Origin of the sequence: Limosilactobacillus albertensis (genome assembly GCF_014145555.1) — a bacterium.
GTDB lineage: Bacteria > Bacillota > Bacilli > Lactobacillales > Lactobacillaceae > Limosilactobacillus > Limosilactobacillus albertensis.
Genome location: NZ_JACIVD010000062.1, coordinates 118,002 through 130,397, shown reverse-complemented (window position 1 = coordinate 130,397; position 12,396 = coordinate 118,002). Strand labels below are relative to the sequence as shown.

The 12,396-nt window shown below is 36.5% G+C and carries 29 protein-coding genes; 10 read left to right on the top strand and 19 right to left on the bottom strand.

What is annotated here, in order from left to right:
- Window positions 1-32 precede the first annotated feature (32 nt).
- From H5S41_RS06195 to H5S41_RS06130, 15 genes are all read right to left on the bottom strand, one after another.
- Complete coding sequence (locus H5S41_RS06195) at window positions 33-176, bottom strand: hypothetical protein (protein ID WP_182602713.1); 144 nt, start codon at window positions 174-176, stop codon at window positions 33-35.
- A 68-nt stretch (window positions 177-244) separates the two neighbouring features.
- Complete coding sequence (locus tag H5S41_RS06190) at window positions 245-550, bottom strand: hypothetical protein (protein ID WP_231833126.1); 306 nt, start codon at window positions 548-550, stop codon at window positions 245-247.
- Window positions 543-761: a crAss001_48 related protein gene (locus H5S41_RS06185; RefSeq protein WP_182602711.1), complete on the bottom strand. Its 219-nt coding sequence runs from the start codon at window positions 759-761 to the stop codon at window positions 543-545. The genes H5S41_RS06190 and H5S41_RS06185 overlap by 8 nt, the downstream gene beginning before the upstream one ends.
- Entirely contained in the window at window positions 751-885 is a 135-nt protein-coding gene (locus H5S41_RS11960; RefSeq protein WP_003663731.1) for a hypothetical protein, read from the bottom strand. Before H5S41_RS11960 ends, H5S41_RS06185 begins: the two co-directional genes overlap by 11 nt.
- Window positions 886-890: 5 nt before the next feature.
- A complete protein-coding gene (locus H5S41_RS06180; protein WP_182602710.1) occupies window positions 891-1,127 on the bottom strand; it encodes a hypothetical protein in 237 nt (78 codons plus the stop codon).
- 14 nt (window positions 1,128-1,141) lie between these two features.
- Window positions 1,142-1,321 carry a hypothetical protein gene (locus tag H5S41_RS06175; protein ID WP_182602709.1) on the bottom strand — a complete coding sequence of 60 codons (180 nt, stop codon included), beginning with the start codon at window positions 1,319-1,321 and terminating at the stop codon, window positions 1,142-1,144.
- A gap of 69 nt (window positions 1,322-1,390) precedes the next feature.
- Window positions 1,391-1,651 (bottom strand): hypothetical protein, encoded by a 261-nt coding sequence (locus tag H5S41_RS06170; protein WP_182602708.1) that lies wholly within the window; start codon window positions 1,649-1,651, stop codon window positions 1,391-1,393.
- Between the two features lie 15 nt (window positions 1,652-1,666).
- Complete coding sequence (locus H5S41_RS06165) at window positions 1,667-2,113, bottom strand: hypothetical protein (RefSeq protein ID WP_003663739.1); 447 nt, start codon at window positions 2,111-2,113, stop codon at window positions 1,667-1,669.
- A gap of 176 nt (window positions 2,114-2,289) precedes the next feature.
- Window positions 2,290-2,952, bottom strand: a complete 663-nt coding sequence (locus tag H5S41_RS06160; protein WP_182602707.1) for a DNA methyltransferase family protein — start codon at window positions 2,950-2,952, stop codon at window positions 2,290-2,292.
- A gap of 9 nt (window positions 2,953-2,961) precedes the next feature.
- The gene (locus H5S41_RS06155; RefSeq protein ID WP_182602706.1) at window positions 2,962-3,948 is read right to left on the bottom strand and encodes a site-specific integrase; all 987 of its coding nucleotides are present in this window, start codon (window positions 3,946-3,948) and stop codon (window positions 2,962-2,964) included.
- A 6-nt stretch (window positions 3,949-3,954) separates the two neighbouring features.
- A complete protein-coding gene (locus H5S41_RS06150) occupies window positions 3,955-4,863 on the bottom strand; it encodes a DnaD domain protein (protein ID WP_182602705.1) in 909 nt (302 codons plus the stop codon).
- A gap of 11 nt (window positions 4,864-4,874) precedes the next feature.
- Window positions 4,875-5,090, bottom strand: coding sequence for a hypothetical protein (locus tag H5S41_RS06145; RefSeq protein WP_063164149.1), 216 nt, complete (start codon window positions 5,088-5,090; stop codon window positions 4,875-4,877).
- Between the two features lie 43 nt (window positions 5,091-5,133).
- Window positions 5,134-5,313 (bottom strand): hypothetical protein, encoded by a 180-nt coding sequence (locus H5S41_RS06140; RefSeq protein WP_063164150.1) that lies wholly within the window; start codon window positions 5,311-5,313, stop codon window positions 5,134-5,136.
- Window positions 5,310-5,513 carry a DUF6877 family protein gene (locus tag H5S41_RS06135; RefSeq protein WP_063164151.1) on the bottom strand — a complete coding sequence of 68 codons (204 nt, stop codon included), beginning with the start codon at window positions 5,511-5,513 and terminating at the stop codon, window positions 5,310-5,312. The genes H5S41_RS06140 and H5S41_RS06135 overlap by 4 nt, the downstream gene beginning before the upstream one ends.
- A 137-nt stretch (window positions 5,514-5,650) precedes the next feature.
- Window positions 5,651-5,932, bottom strand: coding sequence for a helix-turn-helix domain-containing protein (locus H5S41_RS06130; protein WP_035152807.1), 282 nt, complete (start codon window positions 5,930-5,932; stop codon window positions 5,651-5,653).
- 58 nt (window positions 5,933-5,990) lie between these two features.
- On the opposite strand from H5S41_RS06130, the gene H5S41_RS06125 reads away from it, so the two are divergent.
- Window positions 5,991-6,194 (top strand): hypothetical protein, encoded by a 204-nt coding sequence (locus H5S41_RS06125; RefSeq protein ID WP_063164152.1) that lies wholly within the window; start codon window positions 5,991-5,993, stop codon window positions 6,192-6,194.
- Here the strand turns inward: H5S41_RS06125 and H5S41_RS06120 are convergent.
- Window positions 6,172-6,432, bottom strand: coding sequence for a hypothetical protein (locus H5S41_RS06120; protein ID WP_086132036.1), 261 nt, complete (start codon window positions 6,430-6,432; stop codon window positions 6,172-6,174). The two genes, H5S41_RS06125 and H5S41_RS06120, sit on opposite strands and share 23 nt — an antisense overlap.
- Window positions 6,433-6,494: 62 nt before the next feature.
- On the opposite strand from H5S41_RS06120, the gene H5S41_RS06115 reads away from it, so the two are divergent.
- Window positions 6,495-6,665, top strand: a complete 171-nt coding sequence (locus H5S41_RS06115; protein WP_182602704.1) for a hypothetical protein — start codon at window positions 6,495-6,497, stop codon at window positions 6,663-6,665.
- A gap of 167 nt (window positions 6,666-6,832) precedes the next feature.
- On the opposite strand, the gene H5S41_RS06110 is transcribed toward H5S41_RS06115, so the two are convergent.
- On the bottom strand, window positions 6,833-7,048 hold the full coding sequence (locus H5S41_RS06110; protein WP_063164154.1) for a helix-turn-helix domain-containing protein: 216 nt from the start codon (window positions 7,046-7,048) through the stop codon (window positions 6,833-6,835).
- 157 nt (window positions 7,049-7,205) lie between these two features.
- Here H5S41_RS06110 and H5S41_RS06105 point away from each other — a divergent pair, with 157 nt between their 5' ends.
- A complete protein-coding gene (locus H5S41_RS06105; RefSeq protein ID WP_063164155.1) occupies window positions 7,206-7,862 on the top strand; it encodes a LexA family protein in 657 nt (218 codons plus the stop codon).
- Window positions 7,863-7,924: 62 nt separating this feature from the next.
- A complete protein-coding gene (locus H5S41_RS06100) occupies window positions 7,925-8,566 on the top strand; it encodes a CvpA family protein (protein ID WP_086132037.1) in 642 nt (213 codons plus the stop codon).
- Window positions 8,567-8,645: 79 nt separating this feature from the next.
- Here H5S41_RS06100 and H5S41_RS06095 read toward each other — a convergent pair whose 3' ends face one another.
- Entirely contained in the window at window positions 8,646-8,885 is a 240-nt protein-coding gene (locus tag H5S41_RS06095) for a hypothetical protein (protein WP_086132038.1), read from the bottom strand.
- Between the two features lie 246 nt (window positions 8,886-9,131).
- On the opposite strand from H5S41_RS06095, the gene H5S41_RS06090 reads away from it, so the two are divergent.
- The 4 genes from H5S41_RS06090 to H5S41_RS06075 are packed head-to-tail and all read left to right on the top strand — an operon-like array spanning window position 9,132 to window position 10,021.
- Window positions 9,132-9,302, top strand: a complete 171-nt coding sequence (locus H5S41_RS06090; RefSeq protein ID WP_182602703.1) for a hypothetical protein — start codon at window positions 9,132-9,134, stop codon at window positions 9,300-9,302.
- A complete protein-coding gene (locus H5S41_RS06085) occupies window positions 9,268-9,696 on the top strand; it encodes a FlgT C-terminal domain-containing protein (protein WP_086132040.1) in 429 nt (142 codons plus the stop codon). The genes H5S41_RS06090 and H5S41_RS06085 overlap by 35 nt, the downstream gene beginning before the upstream one ends.
- Window positions 9,693-9,866 (top strand): hypothetical protein, encoded by a 174-nt coding sequence (locus tag H5S41_RS06080; RefSeq protein WP_172397148.1) that lies wholly within the window; start codon window positions 9,693-9,695, stop codon window positions 9,864-9,866. The genes H5S41_RS06085 and H5S41_RS06080 overlap by 4 nt, the downstream gene beginning before the upstream one ends.
- Window positions 9,867-9,883: 17 nt before the next feature.
- Complete coding sequence (locus H5S41_RS06075) at window positions 9,884-10,021, top strand: hypothetical protein (RefSeq protein ID WP_172397149.1); 138 nt, start codon at window positions 9,884-9,886, stop codon at window positions 10,019-10,021.
- A gap of 57 nt (window positions 10,022-10,078) precedes the next feature.
- Here the strand turns inward: H5S41_RS06075 and H5S41_RS06070 are convergent, their stop codons facing one another.
- Window positions 10,079-10,315: a hypothetical protein gene (locus H5S41_RS06070; protein ID WP_035152832.1), complete on the bottom strand. Its 237-nt coding sequence runs from the start codon at window positions 10,313-10,315 to the stop codon at window positions 10,079-10,081.
- Between the two features lie 4 nt (window positions 10,316-10,319).
- Between H5S41_RS06070 and H5S41_RS06065 the strand changes: the two genes are divergently transcribed.
- Both H5S41_RS06065 and H5S41_RS06060 read left to right on the top strand, forming a co-directional pair.
- On the top strand, window positions 10,320-11,054 hold the full coding sequence (locus tag H5S41_RS06065) for a response regulator (protein ID WP_086132041.1): 735 nt from the start codon (window positions 10,320-10,322) through the stop codon (window positions 11,052-11,054).
- 123 nt (window positions 11,055-11,177) lie between these two features.
- Window positions 11,178-12,338, top strand: coding sequence for a site-specific integrase (locus H5S41_RS06060; RefSeq protein WP_035152837.1), 1,161 nt, complete (start codon window positions 11,178-11,180; stop codon window positions 12,336-12,338).
- Window positions 12,339-12,396: the final 58 nt, after the last annotated feature.

The following is a 12,396-nucleotide window of genomic DNA, read 5'->3' as shown; positions in this document are numbered from 1 at the left end:
AAGGAGCGTGCCACAGTGGTGCGCTTTTTTATTTACAGCATGCTAATTATCCAGTGCCATAAAAAGATATTGGCTGAAATCAAGCCGTCTAGTATTATTCCGCAAATACAGGCACAGAATAAAAGAACAACTACACTGATTAATCCACCAAATGCTTCTTTAACTTTATTTGTCATTATTTCCCTCACGTTTAACCTTATTATTCTCTCGCCGCTGTCGCTTTTTGCGCCGGCGGTTTTTACTTTTACTTTTTGATTTGGTCATGCTTTTGAACCTCTCTCGGTATGATTACAGCTCTGGGATGATCGGTTGCGTATCGTTGCGCATCATGTAGTTCTTCAAAGACATTAATTAATTCGAGCTTACCATAGTCATCCAACTTCATATCTTTAACAACATAGACAATCCCATAATCAGCTTGTTTGTTAAATTCATCCCTGGCAATTGATTTAATTGCTGTTACCTGTGCCTCGTTAAATAGTATTCTGCTAGTAGCTTTTATCCCACTCCCTGATTCGGAATAAACTACATCGCCATTGTATCTAATCATTAGTCGTACCCCGCATATAAATAATTCTTGCATCCAAGTTTTCCAAATAAGCTTGCATTGACCTTAGCTGAGCATTTAGTAGTGTTAATTCCAATGGGGATGAAAGCTTAGGCCCATCTTTAACAATAAATTGAGCTAACCGGTCTATTTTGCCTAACAGATCCTTTCGCTCCTTTGATAATTGCTGAAGTACTTTTCGTTTACTTGTCATTGTATTTTCTCACCTGATTAGTTCGCCGTTCCTCAAAGTTTGCCTGTTTTATCGATAGGACAGTTCCTAGGATAAAACCAACCGTAAAAATTAAGACAGCACCGATAATTAATAGTTCCGTCATTCACTTCATCCCCTCTTCTGTTTTTCCTCAATTTTTCTCAATTCCCAATAAAGTGAAGAATTAGCTAACCAGTGTTTTTTACCACGATACTTTGTTCCTTCGTAGAACGGTAGCTCAAATCTTCTTGCTAGGTCTTTCATCATTAAGCGATTAATCCAATATACTTTTCTTCTCTCATCGCTCTTCATTAATTTTTGATACTCAACAAGGATTTTATGTAAATTTCGTCGGTTAATCTTCATGACTTGCTTCCTCATTAACCAATAGCAACGAGTTTAGCCATATCATCGTAATTAATTCTGAAATGCTCTAAGTGGCCGAGATTAAACCGAGTAACAATAATCTCATCACCGTAAAGAGATTGATTAATGATCTCCCTGGTAGTTTCTCGTACTGATAATTTAAAACCGTTATGAAAAATTATTTGTGTTCGCATTATGCAATCACCGGATACTTAATCTCGCCAAACGTTTCTTGTTCTAGTTGCTGAATGTACCGTTTAATATCACGGCCTAAAAGCATCGTAGTTGGTACTCCCCACTTCTGGAGCAAGGGTGGTCTTAACTTCAACTGTGACATCTGAGGCATCCCGTTTTTCATTAGGGGCTAACGTGATATTAAGTTGGACCTTCCGCTTTTTAGTTGGGTCTGTATTGGGATCAAGGATATTGTCTGCAACTTGTTGCAACGCACGGTTAAGCTTAACTTGCACACCACCATCTGCAATTTCTGATAAATCAAAATTAATAGCTTTCTTCTTACTCATAACACTCGATCTCCTTTACAATGCGCGTCGTTGAAGCTTAATAAATGGCAATTTACCCATTACATCAATTGTCTCATCATAGGTGAATGCCTTAGCTTCTGAGCGTTCTTGTGTGACTGAAAAGTTAATATTTACGCCTTGATATTGAGTATTAACTCCAGGGACCTCTTTTAGGTAACGTGGGGATGTTGCATAGCTGCCACCTACTTCTAGGCAATACATTGGCTTATCCCGTTCATCTAATTCAGTTAAGGAATACTCCATCACAACCTTAGCAATCCTTTTTTGAACCGACTTAGATAATTTAGGACGGCCATACATCTGAAACCGGCCTACTCTTGTTTGACTTACTCTTGCTACTTCGTAATAGTCAATCATTACCATCAGCGCGTCTTCGATCTTACTTTGTTTCAAATTCAAGCCAAATTCAGCCATTTTATTTCTAAATTCTGATGTTTCCATTTTCTTATTTCTCCTCGCTTACCTTTTTTCTAAATTTAAGTATTTCTTGTAGCCGCCAATCATCAGCCGGCAAAAGCTCTTCTGCTCTCAGCCGACTGTATTTCCAAAATTTCCCGTCAAATGTGTGGTAATTTTCTAGTTCATCGAGGGCATCACTTAATTTGTCTGTTATGAAATCAGTCAAACTTATCAACCCATTCGGAAATGTTATAAAGTTCTTGTAGTTCAGCATTGTGGGGCATTTTGATAACTTCACTGAACGCTAAAAAGTCACTTGTATCATTACGAACGAAGTAAACATCCTTTGCTTTTCTGCTTAACGAGTCACATTGAATCGCTACTCCATTCATCCCTCTAATTGCCATATTGAATAACAAGAAAGGAATTGCTCTATCTGACATTTCTTCTACCTGATACCAATAAGCTCTAGGGTCATAAGTGAAGATTGACAAGAATTTTAAGTTGGGATCAGTATGTAATGGATTACCAACTCGATCATTTTTACAGTCATCCCACCAGCGCTTAATTAAAATTCCGCCGGTCCCTGCTGCTACCTCGAAATAGTGGCCGTTAGATTTATCACTATCAACCAGGCTATTGAGCAAGGTCGCAATGCTATCAGGGGTAAAATCTTGCTTCTTACTTTTCCTTTCAGCTTGTTCATCTTCAAAGTATTCATGGAACCAGTCAAACTTTAGGTCCGTTGAAACTTCTAGGAACTTCTTAAAGACTTCTGGACGCTTTTGATCATCAAGCATTAGCTGCAGCATTCTTTCCGGAGCTTTGTATGATTCGTCAATTTCTAACAGCTTATTAACAGTCTTTGTATCAAACTGCATTATTCCACCTCAAATCCCTGTCATTACAGACATAATCTTGTTGTTATCCTCGTTTGCTAGCTTGTCTAGCAGGTGGATATAGACACGTTGGGTTGTTTCTGTATCGCCGTGGCCTAACCGTTTAGCAACACTTTGAATTGAAACACGGTTAGCAATTAGCAGAGATGCATGAGTATGACGCAAACCATGAACTGAAATTGGTGGTACTCCGGCCTGGTCACACATTTTCTTTAACTCATTATTAAACACTGAATTATAAACGCGATTACCACCCCGGGTATTAGTGCGAGAGTCACTAGCATACCAATGAGCCCAGATTGACTCATCTTCATTTACCCCATCCAGGTGGCGTTGTAAGTCAGTTAATGCCTTAAAATCAATTGGGATTTGTCTAACCGAATATTTGTTTTTAGTTGGCATAAAGTCTCCAGGTTTAACTTGAGAGTAATCTATTTTCTTATAGTTCAGTGTCTTATTGACATAAATAGACATGTTATTCATGTCAACATCAGCTGGAGTAAGGCCAAGAACCTCAGCAAATCGTAAGCCAGTACGTAATGTAAAATCAAAGAAGTCACCATATCCGCTTTGATCAGCATTAAAGACTTGTTCAAGTTTATGAACCTCATCCATTTCTAGCCACTTTTTAGGCTTCTTTTTCTTCTTAACCTGAGAGGTAATACGAATCTTGTAGCATGGGTCACGAGAAATCCACCCCTCATAGACCGCATCTCTGATTGGTGCTTCTAGTAGACGGTAGAAATCACGAACAGTTGTTTTTTCATGCGTTTGTCCATAAGTATTGATAAGCTTTTGTATATCAGCTCGGGTTATTTTATCTAGCATTAAGTCTGGAGCGAGTTCCTTAATTTGTTTACCAGTCAAAATATATCTTTGGTAAGTGACATCACGGACATCCCCGTATTTGTAGGTTTCATACCATTCCTTGTAATACTTCCAGAACTTAATAGCTCTCTTTTTTCCAACTTGTACCATCGATGCTTATTCCCCCAGATGATAAACAGGAATCTTAGGCTTAGCACCAGTAACAACAACTGACTTACCGTTATAAACATCATTATCATGTTGAACAGCCGCAAGATTAGTTAATCCCTGTTGCTGATAACGATTTAAGATCGAACGTAAGTATGCAAATGTTGGACGATCAGCATTCTCAAACATGGAAGTGATGGCAAATGCTACCACGTCACCACCAAGTTCATTCACGAACGCTTTTAATTCGTTTTGTGATTCTGGAGATTCAAGCTTTTTATAATATGAATTAAGAGTAGTACTAGTAGTAGTATTTAAATTATCTTTACTCTTACTTAACTTAACTCTATCCTTACCTAACCTAACCTGAGGATCCATTTCGGTTCCATTCTGGTTCCAATTTGCTTCCATGGGGTTAAAGCCTTGTCCCTGTTGAGATTGAGAGTTTTCACTTGAAATTTGATTTTTATTTTTGGAACCACTTTGGATACAGTTTGGTTCCATTTTGTCTCCATCTTGGATACATTCTGGAGACATTTCGGTACCAATTTGTATCCGTTCTGGTTCCAGATCGGATACAAATTGGTACCGTTTATTCTTATCAAGACCAATTAATTTCATATCGTCGGTATAAATTGTCGGGGTGTATCGATCCTTTTTAACATAGTTGGAAACTAACCAATCCTTAATAACGACTACGCCATCATCAAAGACAATTAAATAGTCCTTCTCAACCAATGCCTTTAGATCATCTTCACTAGCGCCAATCATGCGTTTAATTGACTTGGGATTGCCAACAAAACCGTCATCATCAGCATTCATCCCCAAATGGAAGTAAAGTGATTGAGCGGTAAGTCCCATATCAAGAAACTTATCTGTCTCAGTAACCTTCTGACTAAACATTCTGCGCTGTGCCATTTTGTAACCCCCTAGTTGTCCTGGTAAATCTGCTTAACCAATTCATCGAAGTCTTGATATTTGCTTATGCGTTTGAGGTGGTAAGCAATATCCTTAGCTAACTTCAGATGATGGCTGTAAGTTTCAGCGTGCTTAAATTGATCACATAAGTTACTAGTAAAAATAGCTTGATCAATTACGTTATTAGCAAGTTTTTCAACTTCTACTGCAGTATCTTTTTCTGACATATGTTATAATCTCCTTGTAGATTTCTTATCCAGTAATGGATTTTTACTTGGCATCGGTGTCGTCAGCACCGGTGCTTTTTTCGTTTGACCACCAATCTTGAGGTGTATCAGCTAAGCAAGCCCATAAGAGAATTAAAGCTGAAAATAAAGCAAATGGAACATTCGCATTAAACAGACTAATCATCATCACAATTGTGCTTGCTACTGCAATTAAAGTAATCATTTAACTTTCTCCTTTCGTGCTACTTTGCCAAACTTAACTAAGTTCTCAAAGTAACGAACCTGCGTCCATACATAATCATCGGTAGGTTGCCCACCACTAAGAAAATGCCAGCCAAGGCGGTAAAGAATATCATCAATCGCTTCAAGAGGAAAGTCGTATTCCTCCATTAATTTGCGAAGACGCTTTGTTCCATCTTTCATCTGAACACCCGCTTTCTGTTATGCTTTCCGCAATACTTCTGCTTAAACACTGGTTCATGGCGGATGCCAATGCTGTAAATAGTAGCAAAGGCAAAACACCCGAGAATTACTAAATACGGCCACACATTATTCATCTCCTATAGATGGACGATCTTTTCGTCCTTAACTTCATGCTCTCGCTTAGCTTGTTCAAGCGCATCCTCAATTGATTCTTGACTATCAGTCCACTTACTAATGAACCGATCTAATTCCCACTTAGGATACTTTCTTGCACCCAAGTCTAAGGAATTAATGAAGCCATACTTTCGCAACTCAACTAACGTACTATTGTTAATTCGTAAATACTTAGCAGCTTCTCGCTCCATGAGCATTGGTGAATTAATTTCTTCCCTTGTCCTCATAGTTTCTCTTGTTTTCATAACCATTCCTCCCTTCTTTGCTATACTTGACTCATCTCTTACTAAGGAGGTGAATCTAATGTCACGATCTTCTAATGAACAAATTGCTCATGATATGGCAATGGCCTTTATTCAGGCTGATCTAAGTTCTATGAGTGGTAACGAGCGACTTGAAGAACTCAAAGCAATTAAAGATGATGCTGATCCATCAAAGCCAAACACATCGACAATCATCGATAACTTCAATCGCTATTACCGGATCATTCTTGATGATCTTCAGTAATTCTTTTAACTTTCTCAAGATATGCTTTCCTGTCAAATGATGGGAAACGTTCACGTAAATAACTTGTATCACTCGCAATTTGATGAAGCTGTTCTTTGCTATCGCTAATAGCATTGAGCAGCTTTTTAATAAGCTTTTCCTGTCGTTTTGTTAGCTTCTTATAGAAAGCCAACTCAGATTGAAGAATACTCAGCCTTTCTTTATCTGATTGGATTTTTTCTTCTTGATTTATTCTCATTGCTACCCTCCTTCATCCATTTGCTATACTTAACCCATCCCCAACGAAAGGAGTGAGTTACAGTGACAGATAAACAATTTGAACTAGCAAAATCCTTTGCAAATGCAGTAACTGTTGTTGAATATCAAAAGGAATTATCCAAGACTGATAAAACAACTAATCCACATTTAGCAGCAGAAATATATCAAAGTGCTTATGAATACGGATTAAAGACGTTCAAAGATACAGACTAATTAAGGTCCTTAGCAGCATCTTTCCAGATCTTTTTCCTCTCTTCAGATGAAAGAGGCCTACCAGACTGTTTAGTATTGCAACTGCTAAACAGTTTTTTTATTTCCTCTGGCTTGCCATCAATAATTATTCTCATTGCTACCCTTCTTTTATACTTTATTCGTTCTCATTAGCGAACGGATGGAGCAAAAAAAATCGATACTTTTGAAACATCATAACCAAGTGCATCCATTATACGCGATAAATCTTCAACACTAATATCAACAATTCCCGCTTCACGTTTTGCATAGGCTCCTCTAGACATCCCCAATTTCTTTGCGAATTCTTCTTGAGTATATCCTTCTGCCATACGTTCCGCTTTTAATCTTTGTAAATTAAATGACATATCGCCCCTCCTTTCGTTCTCTTTTGCGAACATATATATAATACAATCAATGTTCTTTATTGTCAACGAATAATTATTAAAATAATATATAGATGTTTCTTTTTGGGAACAAAAAGAATATAATAATACGTGTAAAATATTTTAGGATGTGAAAATTATGAGGAATAGCTCTGAAGTGGTTGACTACCTCAATAATTTACGTGAAGAGCAGAAAGTTTCTATAAGTGAACTTGCTAGACGCGTTAATATGTCAAAGTCAACTGTCTCACTATATTTTAAGAAAAAACGCGAATTCCCAGTAAATAGACTTGATGAATTTGCTACTGCTTTGCATACCACACCTGAAAATGTACTAGGTGTTATTGATAATAAAACAGAAAAAAGGCCAACTAATATAATTTATCCATTGGGAGATAACTTTCAACGCATCAGCATCCCCCTCATTGGTGAGATTGCCTGTGGAGACCCAATCACTGCCGAAGAAAACATTGAAGGCTACGTCGAAGAGATTTTTGAGAAGCCGGTTCCAAAAGGTAACCTCTTTGCTCTCCGTTGTAAAGGTAAGAGTATGGAGCCAACCATTCATGATGGATCGATTGTAACCATTAGAGAACAACCGACAGTGGAAGACGGTGAAATCGCCGCTGTCCTTGTTGATGGTGATAATGAAGCAACTCTGAAACGAGTTAAACATCAAGGAAATCTAATTATGCTAATGCCAGATAATAAAGAATTCGACCCAATTATCTTAGATAAAGATAATCCAGGCCGAATTGTTGGTAAGGCTGTTCACGTTTCATGGAGTATTAAATAATAATTTACGTCCAAATACTGATTGACGTTAAAAGCTGTTATTTATATTAGGGAGGAAAACTTATGACTGTTTTAGCTGCCATAAGCACACTTTTTTATATTGTTACATTTCTAGCCGTTTTAGTTTTAGTAGGTTTCTTAATAACTTTACTAGTCGGAAAGCTATCAAAAAATATTAAAACTAAGAAAGTTGGAAAAATCGGATCTTTAATCACTGTTTTAGTTGCAGTGTTAGCATTAATAATTGCTGGTATAACAGATGCGAGTTACCGACAAATAGCAACAAAGCACAATCAGAGATTCGATTACTACGCTCAAAAATATGAAGCACTTTATATAAAAACAGCTAAAAAAGCAGAGGAAATTGGTAACTCTGAAACTGAAAAGTGGTCAGATGCTATCGACAATAGTGATAGTGCAGATGATTTTGATGTAGATGAAACTATTACTGATGCAATGGTAGACAATGCAGGTGATATCGCTGATGTTGATGCGAATATGAAAAAGATTAAGGAATATACCGAAGGAATGAAGGCTAACGAGACCCAAGATAGAAGTTTCGACAAATATAATAAATCATATAAAGAACTCAAAAATTTAACTAATTTAGTTACTTCTCCTTCAGGTAGTTATAACAGCTTTTCTGATAGTTTTAATAAATATGATACTTCTGCAGCTAACGCTTATAAAGATTTGAATCAGTAATAAATTACCGTGACTGATGGGAATGATAAATATGCTGGAAAATAAAGTTGCTTTACTAGAATCAAAACAAAAAAGCCCCTTAAATTGGAAGCTTAGATTCTGGAAAATGATGTTTAGGATTAGGACTATTAATTGCTTCTTCTAGCATATATCTGAGCGCTTTAGTATCATCAACTTTTCCTAATGCTTCAGACTTTGCATCTTCAAAAGATATATCCATTCGGGCTTGTTTTAAGGTTATGTACAGGTTGACGGTTTGCCAATAACTTAGACTTTTAAGAAAGGAGTCTACTTTAGCACCTTGAATAAATTTAGACATATTTTGTGGCCTCCTAGAGTATCGGTTCCCATGCTGATTTGGAGCGTGGTCTGGTTAATATTAGATCGAATGCACGAATATACTAATTGGCTCAATAGTATTTCAAGTTATCTTTTTATTACGTACGTTCTTGGGATATTCCTTATATATATTATAGGAACAATTGCAAATGAAGTTAAGCTATTCTACCAGATTAAAAATTTAGAGCAGAGATACGATGGACTTCTTAATCAGCACAGAATTGATATGAACGATAAACAAAGATTGAAATCGCAAATTGAGCTTAAAGACTTTTTTATTAGAGTTCTATCCACAAAATTACCTGAAGACAAGTTATTAGAAGTCAAGCAGCAATTTGATTTATTAAAGGAGATGGCAGAAATTGAGCAAAAAAATGAAGGTAGCAAAAATAATTAGCACAAAACAAATTGTTGTTAATGCCGGAAGCAATGCTGGCTTAAAAGAAGGAGACACTCTAGAAATCATCGATAAGTTTGGCACTGATCCAGTAACCGATCCTGATACGGGAGAAAATTTAGGGACACTTGATATACCGAAGGGAACGGTTATCGTATCTAGAGTTTATCCTCGGATGGCAATTGCTGATGCGCCCATTGAGCACACTTCTTCCTATAACTCGATTCTACAAAGGACTCCAGCATTAACAGCTATTAATGCTTTAGGACTCAACGAAACAGTCCAAAGCGACCTAAACGTTGACCCAGATCAAATTACTGGTGGATTGCCTAACTCCACTGATCTAGAAATCCATGTCGGTGACGAGGTTATCAAAAGAGGAGAGCAAGAATGAAGGAAGAAACGGATTTTTACGTTTATTTATGTAACATTGCAGGTTCATTACTTCAAGGTGGTCCTCTTGAGCTAGAAGGAAATACTTACGTTGGTGATGAAGCCCGAAAAAAGGGAATGCAGATTGTTGATCTCATTCGTGTGTTAGATGTTTATTTTAAGGGCAAATAGTTGGAGGTAGTTACTTAATGAATAAAGAATCTACTGTAAATAGTAACAACCAATCTAAGATAGAAACTATCCACGCCTCAATTGATCCAAAAGCAACTGAGGAAGAACGTAAAGAGATTATTAAATGGATTAAGAATCTAAAGAAGCAAAATTAACTTTAAATGAAAAACATCCCCTGCTGTGACAGGGGATGAAAGTATTGTAATTACAAGTTATTTTTCTAGTATAGTCTTTGCAAATCTTAAAGCATGTTTATCTAGCTGTAACCAATGTATATACTCACCATCAGATACATCTATTAAGGCTTTTCCAGTCATCAGTGCCTTTAGCTCATCAATGCCTATATTACTATCAGTTGGAAATTCTGAATAAAAAGATTCCAATTCAGTAATATTATCAATATCTTTTTTATCATTAACAATAATAATATTTTTATTCAAAGGAGTCACCTCAATGGTTAACAGAAAAATAAGAAGATCACAAAGCGAATATTATGATGCTTTTATTGAACAGCTTAAATTCTTAAATTATGCAGCAAAATTATATGATAATGGAGAAAGGTCAGCCATAAAAATGGCTACTCCACAATTACGTACTTTATTTTATCAGCAAAGCTATGGAGACATACTTATAAACCTTATTCCTGAAGTTAATAAGAATAAATTCTTATCTACTTGTCAATTTGGGGAAAAGCCTGTTTTATACGGGGGAAGTGTTACTAATGCATTTGTTGCTGGCAAATATGTTTATCTTCCATCATGCTACGAAAAGGATTTAGAAATTGGTCACTATATTAATTTTGAGCATTGGTGGAACGGAAGAATTTTAATTGCTTCGGATACCTCATTTACAAGAAAAGAACTTGTTAAGTTTATTGTAAATAAAGACGGCGGAGCTCATATTGACCCTGAGCTTAACGAAAAATACTATAACTTAAAGAATGATATATATTCTTTACAAGCAACTAAAATGCCAAACATGCCTGGAATTCCCTTCAAAGAGTTACATCTAGCACTCCTAAGGCAAGTAGTTCATGAAACTTTAATGTCATTTAAGAAAATGAATTTTATCAAAGACTACGATCCTGGAAAGAATTGTTTTAATATGAAGAACAATATTTTTCCTTTACATGTTACTCAAATGACAATTAATGAAGGTAAAAGTGCTACACCTACAATATACTATTAAATTTTAAACATTAAAACCTCAATGATCCAACTTTGGCCGGCTGATCATTGAGGTAAGTGTTGAGATACCAGGGGTGGAGTACACCCTCAGCATGTTTTTATTATAACAGAAAGGAGTTTTACTATGAATGGTAATGTTAGAAAGCGTGGTAAAAAATGGTACTACCGCTTTGATATTGCTGACAAAGATGGAAAAAGGCGACAATATGAGCGAGTTGGAGGCGATTCCTATAAAGAAGCACTGCACCGTTTACGAGTAGCATTAGAACTTTATGAAAATACTGGTTCAATAACTAATACCGATAAAATCTCAACTCATGATTATTTTGAATTTTGGTATAACAATTATGTCTTAACTAATCTCTCTAAGAATACCCAGTTAAACTATCGGCATGTAATCGATAAATATATCCACCCTACCCTAGGGATATATCAGCTTCAAAAAGTCACTCCAGAATTAATTCAGAAGACTATTAACAAAATTGCTGATTCAACAGAGTATAAACCAGATCACACTCAATTGCATGGTCATACTGTTGAAATTATTCTTATGGTTATCAAGGAAGGTTTTCGACAAGCAGTCCATCCCTGGCATATTCTTACTCAATCACCTGCAGAATATGTCCGGCAGCCAAAATATAACCATCCTAAAACTACACGAGAAGATCTAAAAATTATTACCCTACAACAATTTAATCAACTTTTAGAGCAATTTCCTCTTGGCCACCCATTTCACCTTCCCCTTTTAATCAGCTTTTATACTGGAATGAGGCGTGGAGAAGTAGCCGGTCTTGAATGGGATAATGTTAGTTTACCAGATGCTGAAATTAATGTTACTCAGCAGATGAAACAGTATTCCAAAACGGATGTTCGACTTGGAAAACTAAAAACAGCCGCCAGTTATCGAACAATTGCAATCGGTGATCAACTTATCCATGCGCTTAAAGTTCAGCGGCGACTACAAAATGAAAATCGTTTACGATATGGTAAAAATTACCATGAATCTAACTTTGTATGTACAAAAGAAAATGGGAAACCTGTCACTCCCAATTCGATTAAGTACTATGCAAGTACCGTCACTAAAGAGCTAGGTTTCCCATTTAATTTCCATAGTTTGCGTCATACCCACGCAACCATGTTACTAGAAGCGGGTGCATCTGCTAAAGAGGTCCAAGTACGATTGGGCCATAACAAAATTGCCACCACTCTAGATACCTATGTCCATCTTAGCAATAAGAAGAAACATCAAACAGCAAATCTATTTGATCAAATAGCTAAAATGTAAAATCTTGCCCACCATTTGCCCACAAAGTATCTTACGTCTTGCCCACGAAGGTACTTCA